The organism is Streptomyces sp. NPDC017993, assembly GCF_044328065.1.
GTDB lineage: Bacteria > Actinomycetota > Actinomycetes > Streptomycetales > Streptomycetaceae > Streptomyces.
In genome coordinates, this window is record NZ_JBIRGO010000002.1 from 310,993 (window position 1) to 330,228 (window position 19,236).

The 19,236-nt window shown below is 71.9% G+C and carries 14 protein-coding genes; 12 read left to right on the forward strand and 2 right to left on the reverse strand.

What is annotated here, in order from left to right:
• The first annotated feature begins 86 nt into the window (after positions 1-86).
• Positions 87-1,607, forward strand: coding sequence for a 3-hydroxyacyl-CoA dehydrogenase (locus ACH4FH_RS04450; RefSeq protein WP_398554222.1), 1,521 nt, complete (start codon positions 87-89; stop codon positions 1,605-1,607).
• Between the two features lie 2 nt (positions 1,608-1,609).
• Positions 1,610-2,200 (forward strand): TetR/AcrR family transcriptional regulator, encoded by a 591-nt coding sequence (locus tag ACH4FH_RS04455; protein WP_398554223.1) that lies wholly within the window; start codon positions 1,610-1,612, stop codon positions 2,198-2,200.
• A gap of 121 nt (positions 2,201-2,321) precedes the next feature.
• On the opposite strand, the gene ACH4FH_RS04460 is transcribed toward ACH4FH_RS04455, so the two are convergent.
• Positions 2,322-2,852 carry an Lrp/AsnC family transcriptional regulator gene (locus ACH4FH_RS04460; RefSeq protein WP_398554224.1) on the reverse strand — a complete coding sequence of 177 codons (531 nt, stop codon included), beginning with the start codon at positions 2,850-2,852 and terminating at the stop codon, positions 2,322-2,324.
• Positions 2,853-3,076: 224 nt separating this feature from the next.
• On the opposite strand from ACH4FH_RS04460, the gene pdhA reads away from it, so the two are divergent.
• The 9 genes from pdhA (at position 3,077) to ACH4FH_RS04505 (ending at position 15,427) form a co-directional block, all read left to right on the forward strand.
• Complete coding sequence (gene pdhA, locus ACH4FH_RS04465; RefSeq protein WP_398554225.1) at positions 3,077-4,270, forward strand: pyruvate dehydrogenase (acetyl-transferring) E1 component subunit alpha; 1,194 nt, start codon at positions 3,077-3,079, stop codon at positions 4,268-4,270.
• Positions 4,267-5,301: an alpha-ketoacid dehydrogenase subunit beta gene (locus ACH4FH_RS04470; protein WP_398554226.1), complete on the forward strand. Its 1,035-nt coding sequence runs from the start codon at positions 4,267-4,269 to the stop codon at positions 5,299-5,301. The genes pdhA and ACH4FH_RS04470 overlap by 4 nt, the downstream gene beginning before the upstream one ends.
• Positions 5,301-7,007, forward strand: coding sequence for a dihydrolipoamide acetyltransferase family protein (locus ACH4FH_RS04475; protein ID WP_398554227.1), 1,707 nt, complete (start codon positions 5,301-5,303; stop codon positions 7,005-7,007). The genes ACH4FH_RS04470 and ACH4FH_RS04475 overlap by 1 nt, the downstream gene beginning before the upstream one ends.
• A 1,013-nt stretch (positions 7,008-8,020) precedes the next feature.
• Complete coding sequence (locus ACH4FH_RS04480; protein ID WP_398554407.1) at positions 8,021-9,271, forward strand: NTP transferase domain-containing protein; 1,251 nt, start codon at positions 8,021-8,023, stop codon at positions 9,269-9,271.
• Positions 9,268-11,208 (forward strand): molybdopterin-binding protein, encoded by a 1,941-nt coding sequence (locus ACH4FH_RS04485; RefSeq protein WP_398554228.1) that lies wholly within the window; start codon positions 9,268-9,270, stop codon positions 11,206-11,208. Before ACH4FH_RS04480 ends, ACH4FH_RS04485 begins: the two co-directional genes overlap by 4 nt.
• Positions 11,205-12,350: a potassium channel family protein gene (locus tag ACH4FH_RS04490; RefSeq protein WP_398554229.1), complete on the forward strand. Its 1,146-nt coding sequence runs from the start codon at positions 11,205-11,207 to the stop codon at positions 12,348-12,350. Before ACH4FH_RS04485 ends, ACH4FH_RS04490 begins: the two co-directional genes overlap by 4 nt.
• A 238-nt stretch (positions 12,351-12,588) precedes the next feature.
• Positions 12,589-13,566: an NAD(P)H-quinone oxidoreductase gene (locus tag ACH4FH_RS04495; RefSeq protein ID WP_398554230.1), complete on the forward strand. Its 978-nt coding sequence runs from the start codon at positions 12,589-12,591 to the stop codon at positions 13,564-13,566.
• A 244-nt stretch (positions 13,567-13,810) separates the two neighbouring features.
• Positions 13,811-14,635 carry a hypothetical protein gene (locus ACH4FH_RS04500; RefSeq protein ID WP_398554231.1) on the forward strand — a complete coding sequence of 275 codons (825 nt, stop codon included), beginning with the start codon at positions 13,811-13,813 and terminating at the stop codon, positions 14,633-14,635.
• 219 nt (positions 14,636-14,854) lie between these two features.
• Positions 14,855-15,427, forward strand: a complete 573-nt coding sequence (locus ACH4FH_RS04505) for a bacterial proteasome activator family protein (RefSeq protein WP_398554232.1) — start codon at positions 14,855-14,857, stop codon at positions 15,425-15,427.
• A 207-nt stretch (positions 15,428-15,634) separates the two neighbouring features.
• On the opposite strand, the gene ACH4FH_RS04510 is transcribed toward ACH4FH_RS04505, so the two are convergent.
• Positions 15,635-17,305: a protein kinase gene (locus ACH4FH_RS04510; protein WP_398554233.1), complete on the reverse strand. Its 1,671-nt coding sequence runs from the start codon at positions 17,303-17,305 to the stop codon at positions 15,635-15,637.
• Between the two features lie 313 nt (positions 17,306-17,618).
• Here ACH4FH_RS04510 and ACH4FH_RS04515 point away from each other — a divergent pair, with 313 nt between their 5' ends.
• On the forward strand, positions 17,619-19,223 hold the full coding sequence (locus ACH4FH_RS04515; protein ID WP_398554234.1) for a protein kinase: 1,605 nt from the start codon (positions 17,619-17,621) through the stop codon (positions 19,221-19,223).
• Positions 19,224-19,236: the final 13 nt, after the last annotated feature.

A 19,236-nucleotide genomic window follows, 5' to 3' on the forward strand; every position in this document is an offset into this window, starting at 1 on the left:
GACGGAGTTAGAGTAACCGAACGATCGGTCGGGGCAAGAGGGCCCGGCAAACCTGTGGACAATTCGGTCGGGGAGGATCTGTCGGCATGACGGCAATAGAGACCAGCGGCACCGTGGCAGTGGTCGGCACCGGCACAATGGGGCAAGGAATCGCGCAGGTGGCGCTGGTCGCCGGCCATCGCGTACGCCTCTACGACGCGGCACCGGGGCGTGCCGGGGAGGCAGCCGCGGCCCTCGTGCGGCGGCTGGATCGGCTCGCTGAAAAAGGCCGGATCACAGCGCAGGAGCGGGACGCGGCGCGCGACCGGCTGTCCCCCGCAGCCGACCTCGCCGACCTGGCCGACGCCGCGCTGGTCGTCGAGGCGATTTTGGAGGAACTGCCTGCCAAGCAGCAGCTGTTCACCGCCCTGGAGGAGATCGTTCCGGCGGACTGCCTGCTGGCCACCAACACCTCCTCGCTGTCCGTGACCGCCGTCGCCGGTCCCCTGCGGCACCCCGGCCGGTTCGTGGGCCTGCACTTCTTCAACCCCGCGCCGCTGCTCCCGCTCGTGGAGGTCATCAGCGGATTCGCCACCGACGAGGCCGCCGCCACCACCGCGTACGACACCGCCGCGGCCTGGGGCAAGACGCCGGTGCGCTGCGCGGACACCCCCGGATTCATCGTCAACCGCATCGCCCGCCCCTTCTACGCCGAGGCGCTGCGGGCCTACGAGGAACGGGCCGCGGACCCGGCGACCATCGACGCCGTGCTGCGGGAAGGCGCCGGTTTCAAGATGGGCCCGTTCGAGCTGACCGACCTCATCGGTCAGGACGTCAACGAGGCCGTCACGCACTCCGTGTGGACGTCGTTCTTCCAGGACCCGAAATTCACACCGTCCCTTGCGCAGCGGCGGCTGGTGGAATCCGGGCTGCACGGCCGCAAGGCCGGGCGCGGCTGGTTCGACTACGCCGAGGGCGCCGAGCGGCCCGCGCCGCAGACCGCCGCCGCGAGCCCCGCTCCGGAGAGCATCGGCCTGCACGGCGAGCTGCCCGGCCCGGCCGCGGTACTGCGCGAGCTGATCGAGGAAGCCGGCATCAAGATCACCGGCGAGCGTGCGACCGGTGACCGCGCAGGTGTCATCCGGCTGCCGGGCGGGGCTGCTCTGGCCCTGACCGGCGGAGCCCCGGCGACGAGCGCGGCCCATGGGCGGTGTGTCCGCTTCGATCTCTCGCTCGACTACCGCGCCGCGACCCGGATCGCCCTCACCGCTTCGGAGACCGCCTCCGCGGCGGATCTCGCCGAGGCGGCCGGGCTGTTCCAGGCCCTCGGCAAGCAGGTCAGCGTGATCCGGGACGTGCCGGGCATGATCGTGGCCCGCACGGTCGCCATGATCGTCGACTTCGCCGTCGACGCCGTGGCCCGGGAGGTCGCGAGCCCCGAGGACATCGACACCGCCATGCGGCTGGGCGTGAACTACCCCGGCGGCCCCCTGGAGTGGGCGGAGCGCCTCGGCGCCAGGTGGGTGCGGGATCTGCTGGACTCCCTGGACCATCAGACCGCCGGCGGCCGCTACGCACCCTCCTGGGCACTGCGGCGCCGTGCGGAAGTGCAGGGACAGGTGCTCTAATCATGACCATGGCCAAGCGCGACACCTACACGCCCGATTCGCTGCTCGCGGTCGCCGTGGAGGTGTTCAACGAGCGCGGGTACGACGGCACCTCCATGGAGCACCTCTCCAAGGCGGCGGGCATCTCCAAGTCCTCGATCTACCACCACGTGCGCAGCAAGGAAGAGCTGCTGCACCGGGCGATAAGCCGGGCCCTGGACGGGCTGTTCGGTGTGCTGGAGGAGCCCGGCGCCGTCGAGGGGCGGGCGATCGAGCGGCTGGAGTACGTCACCCGGCGCGAGGCCGAGGTGCTGATGGACGAACTGCCCTATGTGACGCTGCTGTTGCGGGTGCGCGGAAACACGGACAGTGAGCGGTGGGCCATGGAGCGCCGCCGCGAGTTCGACCACCAGGTCGCCGACCTGCTCAAGCGGGCGGCCGACGAGGGGGATCTGCGGGCCGACGTCGACATTCGGCTGGCCACCCGCCTGCTCTTCGGAATGATCAACTCGGTCGTGGAGTGGTACCGGCCCGGGCGCGGGGGCGCGGCCAGCCGGGACGAGGTCGCCGAGGCCGTGGTGCGGACGGCGTTCGCGGGCCTGCGCAGGTCCTGAAGGACCCGGCCGCCCTGGGTCGAGGGCAGAGCCTCACCCGGTCGTCGTACGGGTGCGTCACGTACGGCTGTGGGGCAGGTAGGGCTGCGCCAGGTACGGCTGCATCACATAGGGCCGCGGGTCACTGCTGTTCCGACCCGGGCTCCGTCCCGAGGTCGGTTTCCTCGAAGACCAGCAGGGTGCGGGTGCTGAGTACTTCCGGGATCGACTGGATCCGAGTGAGGACCAGCTCCCGCAGCTCCCGGTTGTCCTTGGTGTGGACCAGTAGAAGTACATCGAAATCGCCGCTGACCAGCGCGATGTGGGTGGCTCCGGGCAGGGCCGTGAGCTGGGCGCGTACGGTGCGCCAGGAATTCTGCACGATCTTCAGCGTGATGTAGGCGGAGGCGCCCTGACCTGCGCGTTCCTGGTCGACGCGGGCGCCGAAGCCGCGTATCACGCCGTCCTCGATCAACCGGTTGATCCGGGCGTAGGCGTTGGCTCGCGAGACGTGCACGCGCTCGGCGACGGAGCGTATCGACGCCCTTCCGTCGGTCTGCAGCATGCGCAGGATCGAGCGGTCGATGGTGTCCAGAGGGCGCGCGGCGGGCGGGAGCGGTGCGGGCGCCGCCGGTGGCTGGCCGCCGGGATTGGCCATCTGTTCGTCCGGCATGTGGTCCCGCCTCCCCTTTGTGGACACCCTGACTTCATCACAAGCTGTGGAGAACCGTTTGTCCACAGGCTGGGCCCGCCTGTAGCCAAAATGCATCAGCGACCGAACAATCGGTAGGGAAGGGCTACCCGCCCCGACCATGTCCCATCCTGCCCACCCGTCGCCCGCCCCCCACCCCATTGAGGCGCTCCGCGCCACCCCTTCGATTCGAGGAGGTGCTCGTCATGACGGTCCTTGAGCAGCCCGGCAGCAGCAGGAACAAGAGCGGCCTGTCCGGCCCGCCGCCCGCCTGGCGGCCGCGCGTCGACCCGGCGCCCCTCCTGCCCGACGCCGAGCCGTACCGCCTGCTGGGGACGGAAGCCGCGCGCCGGCTCGACCCCGGGCTGCTGACGCGGCTCTACGCCCAGCTGGTGCGGGGCCGCAGGTTCAATGCGCAGGCCACCGCCCTGACCCGGCAGGGGCGGCTGGCGGTCTATCCGTCCTCCACCGGGCAGGAAGCCTGCGAGGTCGCCGCCGCGCTGGCGCTCGAGGACCGGGACTGGCTCTTCCCCAGCTACCGCGACACCCTCGCCGCCGTGGCCCGTGGCCTCGACCCCGTGCAGGCGCTGACCCTGCTGCGGGGCGACTGGCACACGGGATACGACCCGCGCGAGCACCGCATCGCCCCGTTGTGCACCCCCCTCGCCACCCAACTCCCGCACGCGGTCGGCCTGGCGCACGCCGCTCGCCTCAAGGGCGACGATGTCGTCGCCCTCGCGATGGTCGGCGACGGTGGCACGAGCGAGGGCGATTTCCACGAGGCGCTGAACTTCGCGGCGGTCTGGCAGGCCCCGGTGGTCTTCCTCGTCCAGAACAACGGCTTCGCGATCTCCGTACCGCTCGCCAAGCAGTCAGCCGCGCCGTCCCTGGCCCACAAGGCGGTCGGCTACGGCATGCCCGGCCGCCTCGTCGACGGCAATGACGCCCCCGCGATGCACGAGGTCCTCACCGAAGCGGTGCAGCGGGCCCGCAGCGGCGGCGGTCCCACCCTGGTCGAGGCCGTCACCTATCGCATCGAGGCCCACACCAACGCCGATGACGCCACCCGCTACCGCACCGATTCCGAGGTCGAGACCTGGCGGGAGCACGACCCGATAGCCCTTCTGGAGAGCGAGTTGGAAGCGCGTGACCTGCTGACGGAGAAGTTCCTCAGGGACACGCGGGACGGCGCGGAGCAGCTGGCGGCCGCGCTGCGGGACCGGATGAACCAGGACGCCGAGCTCGACCCCATGGACCTGTTCACCCACGTGTACGCAGAGCAGACCGGGCAACTCCGGGAGCAGGCAGTGCAGTTGCGGGCCGAGCTGGACGCGGAGGCCGCCGGCCACACCGAGGAGCCGGCCACCGCCGCCGAGTCCGCCGAGGGGAACCGACCATGACGACCATCGCTCCGGCGACCGCGCGCAAGCCCGCCACCATGGCGCAGGCGCTCACCCGCGCGATGCGCGACGCCATGGCCGAGGACCCGACGGTCCACGTCATGGGGGAAGACGTCGGCGCCCTGGGTGGCGTCTTCCGGGTCACCGACGGCCTGGCCAAGGAGTTCGGCGAGGACCGCTGCAGTGACACGCCGCTCGCCGAGGCCGGCATCCTGGGCACCGCCGTCGGCATGGCCATGTACGGGCTGCGGCCGGTCGTGGAGATGCAGTTCGACGCGTTCGCCTATCCGGCGTTCGAGCAGCTGATCAGCCATGTCGCGCGGATGCGCAACCGCACCCGCGGCGCCATGCCGATGCCCCTGACCATCCGCATTCCCTACGGCGGCGGGATCGGCGGGGTCGAGCACCACAGCGACTCCTCCGAGGCGTACTACCTTGCCACCCCCGGCCTCCATGTCGTCACCCCGGCAACGGTCGCCGACGCCTACGGGCTGCTGCGCGCCTCCATCGCCTCCGACGACCCGGTCATCTTCCTCGAACCCAAGCGGCTGTACTGGTCCAAGGCCGACTGGTCGCCCGACGCCCCCACGGCCGTCGCCCCCATAGGCCGCGCCGAGGTCCGCCGCCGTGGGGACAGCGCCACACTGATCACCTACGGCCCTTCGCTGCCGGTCTGCCTGGAGGCGGCCGAGGCGGCCCGGGCGGAGGGCTGGGACCTGGAAGTCCTCGATCTGCGCTCGCTGATGCCGTTCGACGACGAGACGGTCTGTGCCTCCGTGCGGCGTACCGGACGAGCCGTGGTCGTCCATGAGTCGACCGGGTTCGGCGGGCCGGGGGGCGAGATCGCGGCGCGGATCACGGAGCGCTGCTTCCACCATCTGGAGGCGCCGGTTCTGCGCGTCGCCGGATTCGACATCCCGTATCCGCCGCCGATGCTGGAGCGGCACCACCTGCCGGGCGTGGACCGGATTCTGGACACCGTCGCCCGCCTCCAGTGGGAGTCGGACTGGACCGAGGGACGTGGTGAGTGATGGCCGTGGTCCGTGAATTCACGCTTCCCGATCTGGGGGAGGGGCTCACCGAGGCGACGATCGTGCACTGGATGGTCGAGGTCGGTGAGGTGGTGGCCATCGACCAGCCGGTGGTGGAGGTCGAGACCGCCAAGGCGCTGGTGGAGGTGCCGTGTCCCTATGGGGGCGTGGTGACCGCCCGTTTCGGTGAGGAGGGTGCCGAGGTTCCGGTCGGAGCGCCGCTGGTCATGGTCGCCGTTGGGGCGGTGCCGGATGACCTGGAGGCGGGCGGGCCGGCCGCGGGCTCCGACGAGGCGGGAGCGGGATCGACGCCCTCAGGACAGGCGGACTCGGGTTCGGCCGACTCCGCGTCGGCGGGCTCGGGATCGGCCGACTCGGGATCGGGCAATGTGCTCGTCGGGTACGGCACGAGCGCGTCCGTGGCGCGGCGGCGGCGCATCCGGCCGGGGGAGGGCGCGGGCCCTGCGCCGGGCGGGACGCGGCCTCACGGGCCGGCGGAGGCCGGGCGGGAACGGGAAGGTGCGGCCGCTGGTGATTCCACGCACTCGGGGACGGCCGTCGGAACGGCGAACACCGCTGCTGCCGTGTCTGAGGGTTCGGCAGCGGTTGCCGGGACCGCCGCGACTGTTGGGCCCGCCTCGGCTCCCGGGGCGGCGGAGTCGGTGAGTCCGGAGGCAGCGGCCGCCGGGAGCCGTACCGCGGCCGTCATCTCGCCGCTCGTGCGGCGGATGGCGCGGGAGCACGGCCTGGATCTGGGAGAAGTGAGGGGAAGCGGGCGGGAGGGACTGATCCTCCGTACGGATGTCGAGCGTGCCATCCGTGGACAGCAGGAGGCGGCCGGTGCTGCCGGAACGGTTGCGACGGCCGCTGCGGACACGGGCACGACGGACGCGATCGGTACGGGCGTGCCGGACACGGTTGGGGCCGGGTCCCGCACAGGCGCCAGGACTGCCCCCGTCTCCGGCCTCGGGGGCGTCTCCGGGCCCGCGTCCGGGAGCCGGGTCGGGACCGAGCCGGGCGCGGAGCGGATCCCGCTGCGTGGGATGCGCGGTGCCGCCGCCGAGAAGTTCAGCCGCAGCCGACGGGAGATCCCGGACGCGACCTGCTGGGTGGACGCCGACGCCACCGAACTCCTCGCCGCCCGCAAGGCGATGAACGTGCCGGGCGCCCCCAAGGTGTCTCTGCTCGCGCTCCTGGCCAGGGTGTGCACGGCCGCGCTGGCGCGGTACCCGGAACTCAATGCGACCGTCGACACCGAATCCCAGGAGATCGTTCGGCTGCCCGCCGTCCACCTGGGCTTCGCGGCGCAGACCGATCGCGGCCTGGTGGTGCCGGTGATCCGGGACGCCCATGCCCGTACGGCGGAGCAAATGTCCGACGAGATCGCCCGGCTCACCGACACCGCGCGCAGCGGCGGTCTGTCCCTCGCCGAGATGACGCACGGCACCTTCACCCTCAACAACTACGGCGTCTTCGGGGTCGACGGCTCCACACCGATCATCAACCATCCCGAGGCCGCGATGCTGGGTGTCGGCCGGATAACCGCCAAACCCTGGGTGCACGACGGTGAGTTGGCCGTCCGTCAGGTGGTGCAGCTCTCCTTCACCTTCGATCACCGGATATGCGACGGCGCCACGGCGGGCGGCTTCCTGCGATTCGTCGCCGACTGCGTGGAACAGCCGGCGCTGCTGTTGCGGGCGCTGTGACTGCGGCGGCAGTGGTCGGGGCGGCAGTGATTGCTGGTTCGGCTGCTGTTGCTTGCGGGTCATGCCGCCGGTCAGGGTGCCGCCGGTCAGAGTGCCGTTGGTCAGGGTGCCGTTGTTGGGGGTGCTGATCTAGTGGGGGACGCTGACCTGGTTGGGGCCCTGCCGTTGCGCACGCTGCCGTTGCGTACGTCTGGTGTTGTGGCAGGTGGAGCCGCTGAGGGGGCTGTTGCTGTTGCTCCTGAGACTGCTGGGGTGGCTAGTGCTCTTGGTCGGGGGCGGGGCTGGGGCTGGGGCTGCGGGACTGTTGTGAGTTCTGGCTGATCTGGCTGGGAGGGGGAGCCGGCAGCTGAGCTACGGCGGCGGCAACTGCGGGCGCGTTGACTGCGAGGCCGGGTGACCGCTGAGCGAGGCGGCTCGTGGAGTTCTGGAGAAGGCAGCGAGCGGGGCCCGAGGGGAGATGGCCGGTGTGATCGACGGTGAGTGATAGGCCCGTGAGCGCGGGCCGCCGTGAACCTGTGGCCTAAAGGCGGTCGCGGTGGACGGGCCGACGGGCCGACGGGCTGGCGGGTTGGCGGGCCGACCGGTTGACGGGCTGGCGGGCATGGGGCCTGTGGGCCTGAGCGCCGGGCGGTCGTGCGGGATTGCGGCCCTGTCTCCTGCGGCTCTGTCCCCCTGCTCCACTGTCCCCCCGGCCCCCTGCCTCCTGTCCACCCTGCACCCCTGCCCCCCGGCCCCATCTCTCTCCCCCCCCCCCCCCCCCGCAGCTCTGTCCCCTTGCGGGCATGAGGTCCCGCGGGCCTCAGGTCGCTGCCCTGAGAGCATGCGGCCCGCCGTCGGCGAAGCGATTCGGCGGTCTCTGTGTCCCCGCTGCGCGCTCTGTGTGTCCTGGTGACGGGTCTGGCGGGCTGGGCCGTGGGGGCTTGGTGAACTGCTGTCGGGCGGCGTGACTCGGGACCTCTCCGTGGCAGCGGGGCCTCGGTGACCGCTCTGTAACCACGGTGACTCGGTGGCCCCTGTGTCAGGACGGCGCTCCCGGCGATACTCATGGGGTGAGCGACCACACCGACTACGACACCATCGTGCTGGCCGGGGGTGCGGCTCGTCGGCTCGGCGGGGCGGACAAACCCGCGTTGTCCGTCGGCGGCCGCCCCCTGCTGGACCGCGTGCTCGCCGCGTGCCCGGATGCGGCGGTGACGGTCGTTGTCGGACCTCGGCGTGCGACCAGCCGCGCGGTTGTCCGCGCCTTGGAGGATCCGCCTGGTGGCGGCCCGCTCGCCGCGCTGGACGCCGGTCTGCGGCAGACCACCGCCCCGACGGTCCTTGTCCTCTCCGCGGATCTGCCATTCCTGACGGCCGCGACCGTACGCGACCTGGTGACCGCGGCGACGCAGCCGGCCGATGAAGCGGCAGTCGGCGAAAGCGCCACGCCCGGCGAAGAACCCAAGCGTGGCGAATCCCCCACGCCTGCCGAAGACCCCACGCTGCGCGAAGACACCCCGCCTGCCGAAGAGCCCACGCTGCCCGAAGACACCCCGCCCGACGCCCGCACCGCGCGTCACCCCGCCACCGCGCCCCCCGCCGGCACCACGCCCGACGCCCGCACCGCGTCTCACCCCGACACCGCGCCCCGCGAGGGCGTCACGCCCCCCGCCGGCGTCACGCCCCACGCTGACAGCCCCTCCAACCCCGCCGCCCCCCTCAGTAGCACCACGCCCCCCGACGGGGCGATGCTGCGGGACAGGACGGGGCGGGACCAGCCGTTGGTGGCCGCTTATCGGGCTGAGCCGTTGCGCCGGGAGCTGGAGCGGTTGCGTGCCGCACACGGGAGCCTGGCCGGGCTGCCGCTGCGCGCGCTGACGTCCCGATTGACGCTCGCACGTGTCCCGGATGCCACGGCCACGGCATCCTTCGACTGCGACACCTGGGAAGACATCAGCGCGGCGCGCGCCCGGATCAGGGAGCATGGAAACGTGTTGGACGAATGGATCACCGCAGTCAAGGCCGAGCTGGGCATCGAACTCGATGTCGACACGCCGGTACTTCTCGATCTCGCGCGGGACGCGGCACATGGTGTGGCTCGCCCCGCCGCCCCGCTGACGACGTTTCTGATCGGCTTCGCTGCGGGCCAACAGGGCCGTGACGTGACGGAGCTGGCCGCCAAGGCCGCCGCGCTGGCCAACCGGTGGGCCGCGGAGAGCACCGAGGGCGGCCGGCCGGACGGTCCCGCCGGCACCACGGACAGCGAAGAGAAGACCGCTCCATGACCGACGGGGATTTCGACGCCGCGCTCGCTGACGCGCTCGCGCTGGCCAACGGTCGCGGAGCGGCGCGGGTACGTCCAGCGGCCTCCCGGGGGCCGTACGAGAACAACGGCTCTGCCAAGGGCAGCGAATCCGGCACGTTCGACGTGTGCGATGCCCTCTGGGGGCCCACCTCCGGAAGCACTTCAGCCTCCCGTGGCAATGCCGGCTCCCGCAGCGCAGCGTCTGGGAGCGCGTCCGCCTGCGGCAGCGCTTCCCACGGCCCCGGCGGCCCCCGCAACCCCGCGGACGCCCAAGAGGCCACCCACCCCCACCAAGCTCCGCACCCCGGCCAGGCTCCGCACCCCGACCACTCGGCGGAATCCGCCCGGCCCACGCGCTCCACCCACGACGCCGACCCCGCCGCAGCCGACCGCCACACCCCCGCCCCCGGCACCACCCCCGCCCGCGGCGCGCACCGTTCGGAGGACCCTGCTGCCCCGTGGGGTGCGGCCCGTGAGATCGCCGGGCGTGCCGCGGCGGGTCCGCCCGCCCCCGAGACCTCGCTGCTCGGGGAGGCGCTCGGCCGGACGCTGGCCGCGCCGCTCGCCGCTCTCACCGATCTGCCGTCCTTCGACACCTCGGCGATGGACGGCTGGGCGGTCTCCGGCCCCGGCCCCTGGCGGCTCGACCCTCCGGCGGGCGACCGGGCCGAAGACGGGGCAAAGGGCCGTGCCACGAGCCCCCCCGCCCAGGACGCGGCCGACGTCACCGAGCAGGCGGAGGACCGCCCCGTCGACCCCGGCGCCCCGTCCCCGGCCGGTTCACACCCCGGCATCCTGGCCGGTCACGCCCCCATCGACGTGCTCCCAGACGGTCATGCGATCCGGATCGCCACAGGCGCGCGCGTGCCCGGCAACGCGACCGCCGTGCTGCGCAGCGAGCACTGCGAGGTACGGGGTCTCGGGGACGGCCGGGCGCGGCTGTTCGCCCTCCGGCCCCCGTCGCCCGGCCAGGACATCCGCCCGCGCGGCCAGGAGTGCCGCCGCGGGGACCAACTCCTGCCCGCGGGCGCCCTGGTGACCCCGGCGGTCCTCGGACTGGCCGCAGCGGCCGGCTACGACGAGCTGACCACCTACCCCCGCCCGCGCGTCGAAGTGCTCATTCTGGGCGACGAGTTGCTGCAACACGGGCTGCCGCAGGAGGGCCGGATCCGGGACGCGCTCGGCCCGATGCTCGCGCCGTGGCTGCATGCGCTGGGCGCCGAGGCGGCGCCGCCCCGCCACCTCGCGGACGACGCCGACTCGTTGTACGCGGCCATCGCCGGATCCACCGCCGACGTGATCATCACCACCGGCGGCACCGCGTCGGGGCCCGTCGACCACGTCCACCCCACCCTGCGCCGCCTGGGCGCCGACGTGCTGGTGGACGGTGTGGAGGTACGCCCCGGGCATCCCATGCTGCTCGCCCGGATCACCCCGCACCGCCACCTCGTCGGCCTGCCGGGCAACCCGCTCGCCGCCGTCTCGGGCCTGCTCACCCTCGCCGAGCCGCTGCTGCGTACGCTCGCCGCCCGGCGCCCGGCCACGGCGTACCCCACCCCGCTGGCCGGAGCGGTCCACGGGCATCCGCACGACACCCGGCTCGTCCCGGTGGCCTACCGGGACGACGATCAGCACGGTGTGGTGGCGGCACCCCTGCACTACAACGGGCCCGCCATGCTGCGCGGGATCGCCGCCGCCGACGCGCTCGCCGTGATCCCGGCCGGTGGCGCGGACCGCGGCGCCGAGGTCGAGCTGCTGGATCTGCCCTGGTCGGCCGGTGCGGCGGGAGGCTGGGCCACACCGGATACGGCGTACGGCCCGGCCGGTGCCTCCGACTCGTCCGCGCCGTGGCCGCCTTCCGGGGCGCATTCCGCGGGCTCGGCGTTCCCCGCGCACCCCACCGGAGGCACCGCGTGAAGCTCCCGTCCCAGGACGCCGCCGCACGCGAGATCCCCGAGGACCGCTCGCGCCGGGTGATATTGCCGCGCCGCACCCCCATGGGGCCGTTGCGGCAGGTCTGCCGCCGGCTGCTGATGGCGCTTGCCGTCCTCGTCGCGACGGTCTTCATCGTCTGGCTCGACCGGGACGATTACCACGACAACGCCAATGGCAGCGTCGACTTCCTCGACTGCGTCTACTACGCGACGGTCACCCTCTCGACCACCGGCTACGGCGACATCGTCCCCTACGGCGACACCGCACGGCTGCTGAACATCCTGCTCATCACGCCCCTGCGGGTGCTCTTCCTGATCATCCTGGTCGGGACCACACTGGAGGTGCTGACCGAGCGCACCCGTGAGCAGTGGCAACTGAAACGCTGGAGAAACGCCTTGCGCGACCACACCCTCATCGTCGGCTTCGGGACCAAGGGCCGCAGTGCCGCCCAGACTCTCTGCGCCACGGGCCTGAGCCGCGACCGCATCGTCATCGTCGACCCGAGCGCCAAGGTGATCGACGCCGCGGTGGCCGATGGCTTCGCGGGCGTGGTCGGCGACGCGACCCGCAGCGATGTGCTGCTGAGGGCCGAGATTCAGCGCGCCCGGCAGGTCGTCATCGCCACCCAGCGCGACGACACCGCGGTACTGGTGTCGTTGACCGCGCGTCAGCTGAACAAGAAGGCCAATATCGTCGCCGCGGTGCGCGAGGAGGAGAACGCCCCGCTGCTGCGGCAGTCCGGCGCCGACTCGGTGATCACCTCGGCCAGCGCGGCCGGACGGCTGCTGGGGCTCTCCGTCCTCAGCCCCAGCGCGGGCACGGTCATGGAGGATCTGATCCAGCAGGGCAGCGGCCTGGACCTGGTGGAGCGGCCGGTGGTGAAGGCGGAGGTCGGCAAGTCCGTCCGGGACACCGATGATCTGGTCGTGTCCGTCCTGCGCGGCCACCGCCTCCTCGGTTATGACGACCCGACGGCCAGCCCGTTGCAGACCGCGGACCGCCTGATCACGATCGTGCGGGCGGCCGCGACGGACGAGCAGGACCTCCCGGGCAGGCAGTCGGGCCGTCCCCACGGGCCGACGCCCGGCAATGGTGTCTCCCCGATGCGCCGGGCGGGCGAGTAGCGGCACGGACGTGATCCGGGCGGACGCTCGGCGACCCGGCCGGCACCCGGGCGGACGAGTGGCCGCCCGGGTCTGCCGCGCCCGTCATCCTCGTTACGGTGTCCGGGAGTTGGTCCCGTGTCCTATTGGAGTTCACTGCCGCACGGCCCGGCGGTCGACCGCCGTGATCGCCGCTCCCGCTGCGCTTGCCGCCCCCGCCCCGTCGCCCCACGGGCGGACGGCGAGTAGCCTCGCGCCCATGCGAGCGATCACTATCCCCGAGCCCGGTGGCCCCGAAGCACTTGTCTGGGCGGACGTGCCCGATCCGCAGCCCGCCGATGGTGAGGTGCTGGTCGAGGTCGTGGCCAGCGCGGTGAACCGTGCCGACCTGCTCCAGCGTCAGGGGTTCTACGACCCTCCCCCCGGCTCCTCCCCGTACCCCGGTCTGGAGTGCGCCGGCCGGATCGCCGAGGTCGGCCCGGGCGTCAGCGGATGGGCCGTGGGCGACGAGGTGTGCGCGCTGCTGTCGGGCGGCGGCTACGCCGAGAAGGTCGCCGTACCCGCCGGCCAGGTCCTGCCGGTGCCGCCGGGCCTGGACCTGATCCAGGCCGCCGCGCTGCCCGAGGTGGCGTGCACGGTCTGGTCGAACGTCTTCATGATCGCGCACCTGCGGCCCGGCGAGACGCTGCTGGTGCACGGCGGCTCCAGCGGTATCGGCACGATGGCGATCCAGCTGGCGAAGGCCGTCGGTGCGCGCGTGGCGGTCACCGCCGGCGGTCCGGAGAAGCTGGCGCGCTGTGCGGAGCTGGGCGCGGACATCCTCATCGACTACCGCGAGCAGGACTTCGTCCAGGAGATCCGCAAGGCGACCGACGGCAAGGGCGCGGACGTCATCCTGGACATCATCGGGGCCAAGTACCTGCAGAAGAACGTCAAGGCGCTGGCGGTCAGCGGACGACTGGCGATCATCGGCATGCAGGGTGGCGTGAAGGCGGAGCTGAATCTCGCGGCCCTGCTGTCCAAGCGTGCCGCGATCACCGCCACCGGGCTGCGTGCCCGGCCGCTGAGCGAGAAGGCGGCCATCGTCGCCGCCGTGCGCGAACACGTCTGGCCACTGATCGGCAACGGCCAGGTCCGGCCGATCGTGGACCGCACGATCCCGATGGCGGACGCCGCCGAGGGGCACCGTGTGGTGGACGCGAGCACGCATGTCGGCAAGGTCGTGCTGACGGTCTGACGCGACGAGGCGCGCCGCATGGGGCGGGTCCACGGGTCCACGGGCCCCCCGCCCGCCCCTCTCCGCGGCGGGCCTCAGCAGCCCCTGCGGGGCCGTCGGTCGCCCTCCCGTTGCGCCGGTTGGCCCTACCGAGGAGCCTCGGCCCGCTGGCTCGCTCGAACGACCTGCCCGAGATGCCGGAATTCTGGCGAGATGTGACGCTGGACACGTCACTCGACGGCTCGGTACGGAGGGGGCAATGGTCGTGGCTCCACGATTCCGTTCGCGCATCGCCACCAGCCTTCTGGTGGTCGCTGCGGTCCTCCCCCTCCAGGTGGCGGCAACCACCGCCACAGCCTCCGACCAGCAGAGGACACCGGTCGATCGCCCCCCGCACCTCGGTCATCCGCAGCAGTCGTCGGACAGCCGCCCGGTGGACCTGCCGCTGGCCGGCAGCAGTGCAGGAGTGGGCCGGGGCCACCCCGGTCGGCCGGGGCCACCCGCGGAGTTCCCGGACGACTTGGACACCTTCCCGGAGATGCCCGACTTCCCAGAACTGCCGGACCTGCTCCCCGATTTCCCGGACCCGCCGTCGAACCTCCCGGGTCTACCGCAACCGCACCCCTCCCAGCCGCCGACGGCCGAGCCGTCGCCGCCGGACTCCGCACGGGAGCCGGACGCGGACCGTGACCTCCCCGACGCGGAGAGCCCGGAGCCGTCCCAGCCGGCCGGTTTGCCCGAAGCCGACGGTGCGCAGATCCCGCCGGACCCCGCAGGGCCGTCACCCGCACCGTCGCCGTCAGCCTCCTCGTCAGCGCCGGCGAAGGCCGCCCCGGTGAAGCCTCCGCGCCGTCCCGAGGCGGGGGAACGGTTCGCAGCGCCGGGGTCGCCGCGGCAGACGCCCGGGGGGTCCGAGGGGCAGGGCGACACCACGCAGGAGGGCCTCGAAGCAGGCCCGGCGGCGGAGGGTAGTCCGTACACCTTCGAAGCGCCGGAAGCCCGAGTCGAACGCGTCCTCCCGATGGGCACCGGCCTTGCTCTCACCGGACTCGGCCTGGCCTTTCTCGGCCTTCGGCTGCGCCGCCGCTGACTGCAGCTGTTTCACGTGAAACAGCCTCCGTCCACGAAGGCGGGCGGCCGACACAAGCGGCCCCCGCACCTCTCCGGTGAGCCTGCCCTGCCCGCCCCGACCGGGCCGCTCGCACGGGTGTACAAAGATTGCGCGCACAATGACTTCGCTCCGACGCGGTGGATCACCCTCCCCTGGGGGCACCACGTTTCTTGAGGACCGATACGAGAGAATGGCGGCATGGATATGCCGATGAACGAACGGTCGCAGGAGAGCCCGCACGTCCTGGTTGTCGGCCCGGATGGCATGGCGCTCGGTAGCGCCGGCTCCGGTGGCTCCGGCAGCGGGGACGAGGGTGACGAGAGTCGCGAGGTGCCGGTGACGGAGATGGTTGAGCAGCCTGCGAAGGTCATGCGCATCGGCAGCATGATCAAACAGTTGCTGGAAGAGGTGAAGTCCGCTCCGCTGGACGAGGCGAGCCGGGTCCGGCTCAAGGACATCCACGCAACCTCGCTCAAGGAGCTGGAGGACGGGCTGGCGCCCGAGTTGGTGGAGGAGCTGGAGCGTCTCTCCCTGCCCTTCACCGAGGACTCGGTGCCGACGGAAGCGGAACTGCGCATTGCCCAGGCCCAGTTGGTGGGCTGGCTCGAAGGTCTTTTCCACGGCATCCAGACCGCGCTGTTCGCCCAGCAGATGGCGGCCCGCGCCCAACTCGAATCGATGCGCCGTGCGCTGCCGCCCGGTGCCGGGCCGCTCGAAGGCGATGAGGAGCACCCCGCCCACGGCGGTGCCCGCTCCGGCCCGTACCTCTGAGACCTGACGGTTCGGCCGACCGCCTGCCGCGCGCACGAAGGCACGCGCACAAAGGCACGCGCACGAAGACTCCCGTACGAAGACTGAAGGACGGCGCGGAACAGCGAAGCGGAATGCGGAAGGGCCGGCACGCAGTGCGTGCCGGCCCTTCCGTGCGTTACCGGGCCTGATGGCCTGTGCGTACCGGGCCTGACGGCCTCCGTCGGATCAGCCGCTACGACCGGTCGAGATGGTCAGCTCGATGGTGTCGTTGCTGCTCGGGTACCACCAGCTGATGGCCGACGGGGTCTGATCCGTGACGGTGTTCTTGCCCCAGATCGAGCTGTCCTCTTCCTTCACGATCTTGTACTTCCAGCCCGCGGCCTCGATGCACGCCTTCACCGAGTCCAGGTTCTTGTAGCGGAAGGACGGGAAGAGGATCTTGCCCTTGTCGCTGTAGCTCTTGGTGGGGCTGGTGCACTCGGACGACAGGATCGTCGCGGTCTTGTCCTCCGGCCGCACACTCGCGCTGGGCGAGGGCGTGTAGGAGTACGGAGTGTAGGTCGACGTCGGGGTGTCGTCGGTGCCCTCGGTGCCGCTGGAGCCGGCGCTCAGACCGATGCCGATGGCGATCGCGGTGACCACGACCACGCCGACGATCGCCGAGACGACGATCACCGGGGTGTTGTTCTTCCGCCCACCGGGACCGCCGCTCGCCGGCATCGAGGCCGTCACGGGCGCCGGGTTGTACTGCGGCGGAGCCTGGAAGCCGCCGCCATGGAAAGGCGTGGGCGTCGGGGCCGGCGCCGGCGTCGGGTAGGCGTTGTTCGGCGGCGGCGGCGGCGGAGGTGTCGAGGGCCCGAAGGCGGCCTGCGTCGGCTGGTATGGCTGCTGGACGTTCGGCGGCGCCGGCGTGTGCGGGTTGCCGCTCGCGGTGGGGAATACCGCGGAGGAGACCGACGAGCCGCTGGTGCGTGCCCGCGGCCCCTCGCCGATGATCAGCGGGGTCGCCCCGGACTGGGCCGACCCTGCGATCCGCAGACACTCGTCCTGCATCGCCTCGGCGGTCGGGAACCGCTCGTTGGGGTTCTTCTTCAGCGCCCGTGCCACCAGGGCGTCCACGGCCGGGGGCACCGAGCGGTTGATGCTCGACGGGACCGGGGGCTCCTCCTGCACATGCGCGTAGGCGATGGCCAGCGGGGAGTCGGCGTCGAAGGGCAGCTGCCCGGTCAGCAGCTCGAAGAGCATGATGCCGACGGAGTAGAGGTCGGAGCGGGCGTCCACGCCGCGGCCCAGCGCCTGCTCGGGCGAGAGGTACTGCGGAGTGCCGACGACCATGCCGGTCTGCGTCATGGACGTCACGCCGGACTGCATGGCGCGGGCGATGCCGAAGTCCATGACCTTGACGACATTGCGCTTGGTCATCATGACGTTGCCCGGCTTGATGTCCCGGTGGACCAGGCCCATCTCATGGCTCGCCTCCAGGGCGGCGAGCACATCGGCGGTGATTTTCAGCGCCTTTTCCGTGGGCATCGCGCCGTGCTTGGCGACATCGGCGTCGAGTTCCGAGCGCAGCGGCTGCCCGGAGACGTACTCCATGATGATGTACGGCACCATGCCGCCGTCGAGCTCGTCCTCACCGGAGTCGAAGACCGAGACGATATTGGTGTGCGTGAGCTTTGCCACCGCCTGCGCTTCGCGACGGAAGCGCTCGCGGAATGCCTGTTCCCGACCGAGTTCGGTGTGCAGGGTCTTGATCGCGACTTCGCGGTCCAGCACGCTGTCATAGGCGAGGTGCACGGAAGCCATTCCGCCCGCGCCGAGAAGATCACGAAGCTGGTAGCGTCCGCCGCCGACCGAACGGCCCTCGAATTGGCCTTGAGCGCCGTCCTGGCTCATCGTTCCGCTTCCCCCTAGGCGCACTACCCGCACGTATCGCGATCAAATTCTGGAATTCCGCAGCCAAGTCTGCCCCAGGCCCCGGACACGTCAAGCTGTGTGCCCGTTCCGTGACCAGATGTGCAAGATCCCGTCACGGTGGTGAGACGTTTTGGGGCTCTTCATACCCCTGGGGAACTTGCGACACCGAGTGCCCGGAAGGTTTGATGGCCGGTCCACTTCGGACCGGCGGGTGCCGCGGAGCCTGTAGCGTGCTCTAGCGAAGACCGAGACCTTACCGCTCTCACGCGGACCGAATCGACGGCGAGGACCGATGGCACCGACGCAGAGCCCCCAGGGCCCGTCCGATCCTGACGCCACCGGCTCCAATATCCCCGACGCACCGGAGATGTGGGGCAACGGCGGACTGGTCGGCGACGGCCGCTACCGGCTCACGCACCGGCTCGGCCGGGGCGGCATGGCGGAGGTGTTCGCCGCCGAGGACGTGCGCCTTGGCCGTACCGTCGCCGTGAAGCTGCTGCGCGCCGACCTCGCCGAGGACCCGGTGTCCAAGGCCCGCTTCACGCGGGAGGCACAGTCCGTCGCCGGCCTGAACCACCACGCGGTCGTCGCGGTCTACGACTCCGGCGAGGACTACGTCGGCGGCAACACCGTGCCGTACATCGTCATGGAGCTGGTCGAGGGCCGCACCATCCGCGATCTGCTGCTCAACGCCGACGCCCCGCCGCCGGACCAGGCGCTGATCATCGTCTCCGGTGTGCTGGAGGCGCTGGCCTACAGCCACCAGCACGGCATCGTGCACCGTGACATCAAGCCCGCGAACGTCATCATCACGCACAGCGGCGCCGTCAAGGTCATGGACTTCGGCATCGCCCGCGCCCTGCACGGCGCGGCGTCCACGATGACGCAGACCGGCATGGTCATGGGCACCCCCCAGTACCTCTCGCCGGAGCAGGCGCTCGGCAAGACCGTCGACACCCGCTCCGACCTCTACGCCACCGGCTGTCTGCTGTACGAGCTGCTCGCACTGCGGCCGCCGTTCACCGGCGAGACCCCGCTTTCGGTCGTCTACCAGCATGTTCAGGACATGCCGGTGCCGCCGTCCGAGGTCGCCGAGGCGGTGCCGCCGGAGCTGGACGGCCTGGTCATGCGGTCGCTGGCCAAGGACCCCGATGACCGCTTCCAGTCCGCGGAGGAGATGCGCGGGCTGGTGCAGTACTCCCTGCAGATGCTGCACGAGCAGGGCGGGCACACCGGCACCTGGAACACCGGCCCGGTCTCGATGCACGAGGGCGGCAGCACGCCGGCCATGGGCACCGCCGCCACCACCGCGCTGCCGCACCCCGATTCGGGATCCACGGCGGCGAGCCCGATCCTGCCGCCCGGTATGCGGGCGGACGACGGTGGATTCGAGGGCGGGCAGCGGCCCGGCAAGGGCGGCCGCGGAAAGATCTGGCTGATCGCGGCGCTCGCGGTGATCGCGATCGCCGTCGGTGTCGCCTTCGCGCTCCAGAACGCCAACAGCGGCAACACCGACCCGGACACCACCAAGTCGCCTTCGCCGAGCCAGTCGAAGGAGGACAAGACCTCCGAGCCGCCCACGGAGGAACCGTCCACGCCGCAGACCCAGCCGGGCGGTACGGGTGGCGACTCCGGCACGTTCACCGAGCCGCCGAGCACGCCGCCCACCACCCCCTCGACGTCCTCGCCGCCCACCTCGGAGCCGCCGACGTCCGCGCCGCCGACCTCCGTGCCGCCCACCGACGACACCGCCGGTGGCACCACCGACGGCGGGACCTCGGACGGCGGGACGACGGACGGCGGCACCTCCAGCGGCACCGACGCCGGCACCACCAGCGGGACGGACAGCGGTACGACCACCGGGGCCGACGGCGGCCCGCTCGGTACCAGCGGCTGACGGCAGGAACGAC

Bases quoted from the DNA above. Each gene is read 5' to 3' on its own strand.
- ACH4FH_RS04450 (WP_398554222.1), top strand. From the start codon at position 87: ATGACGGCAATAGAGACCAGCGGCACCGTGGCAGTGGTCGGCACCGGC.
- ACH4FH_RS04455 (WP_398554223.1), top strand. From the start codon at position 1,610: ATGACCATGGCCAAGCGCGACACCTACACGCCCGATTCGCTGCTCGCG.
- ACH4FH_RS04460 (WP_398554224.1), bottom strand. From the start codon at position 2,852: ATGCCGGACGAACAGATGGCCAATCCCGGCGGCCAGCCACCGGCGGCG.
- pdhA (WP_398554225.1), top strand. From the start codon at position 3,077: ATGACGGTCCTTGAGCAGCCCGGCAGCAGCAGGAACAAGAGCGGCCTG.
- ACH4FH_RS04470 (WP_398554226.1), top strand. From the start codon at position 4,267: ATGACGACCATCGCTCCGGCGACCGCGCGCAAGCCCGCCACCATGGCG.
- ACH4FH_RS04475 (WP_398554227.1), top strand. From the start codon at position 5,301: ATGGCCGTGGTCCGTGAATTCACGCTTCCCGATCTGGGGGAGGGGCTC.
- ACH4FH_RS04485 (WP_398554228.1), top strand. From the start codon at position 9,268: ATGACCGACGGGGATTTCGACGCCGCGCTCGCTGACGCGCTCGCGCTG.
- ACH4FH_RS04495 (WP_398554230.1), top strand. From the start codon at position 12,589: ATGCGAGCGATCACTATCCCCGAGCCCGGTGGCCCCGAAGCACTTGTC.
- ACH4FH_RS04505 (WP_398554232.1), top strand. From the start codon at position 14,855: ATGGATATGCCGATGAACGAACGGTCGCAGGAGAGCCCGCACGTCCTG.
- ACH4FH_RS04510 (WP_398554233.1), bottom strand. From the start codon at position 17,305: ATGAGCCAGGACGGCGCTCAAGGCCAATTCGAGGGCCGTTCGGTCGGC.
- ACH4FH_RS04515 (WP_398554234.1), top strand. From the start codon at position 17,619: ATGGCACCGACGCAGAGCCCCCAGGGCCCGTCCGATCCTGACGCCACC.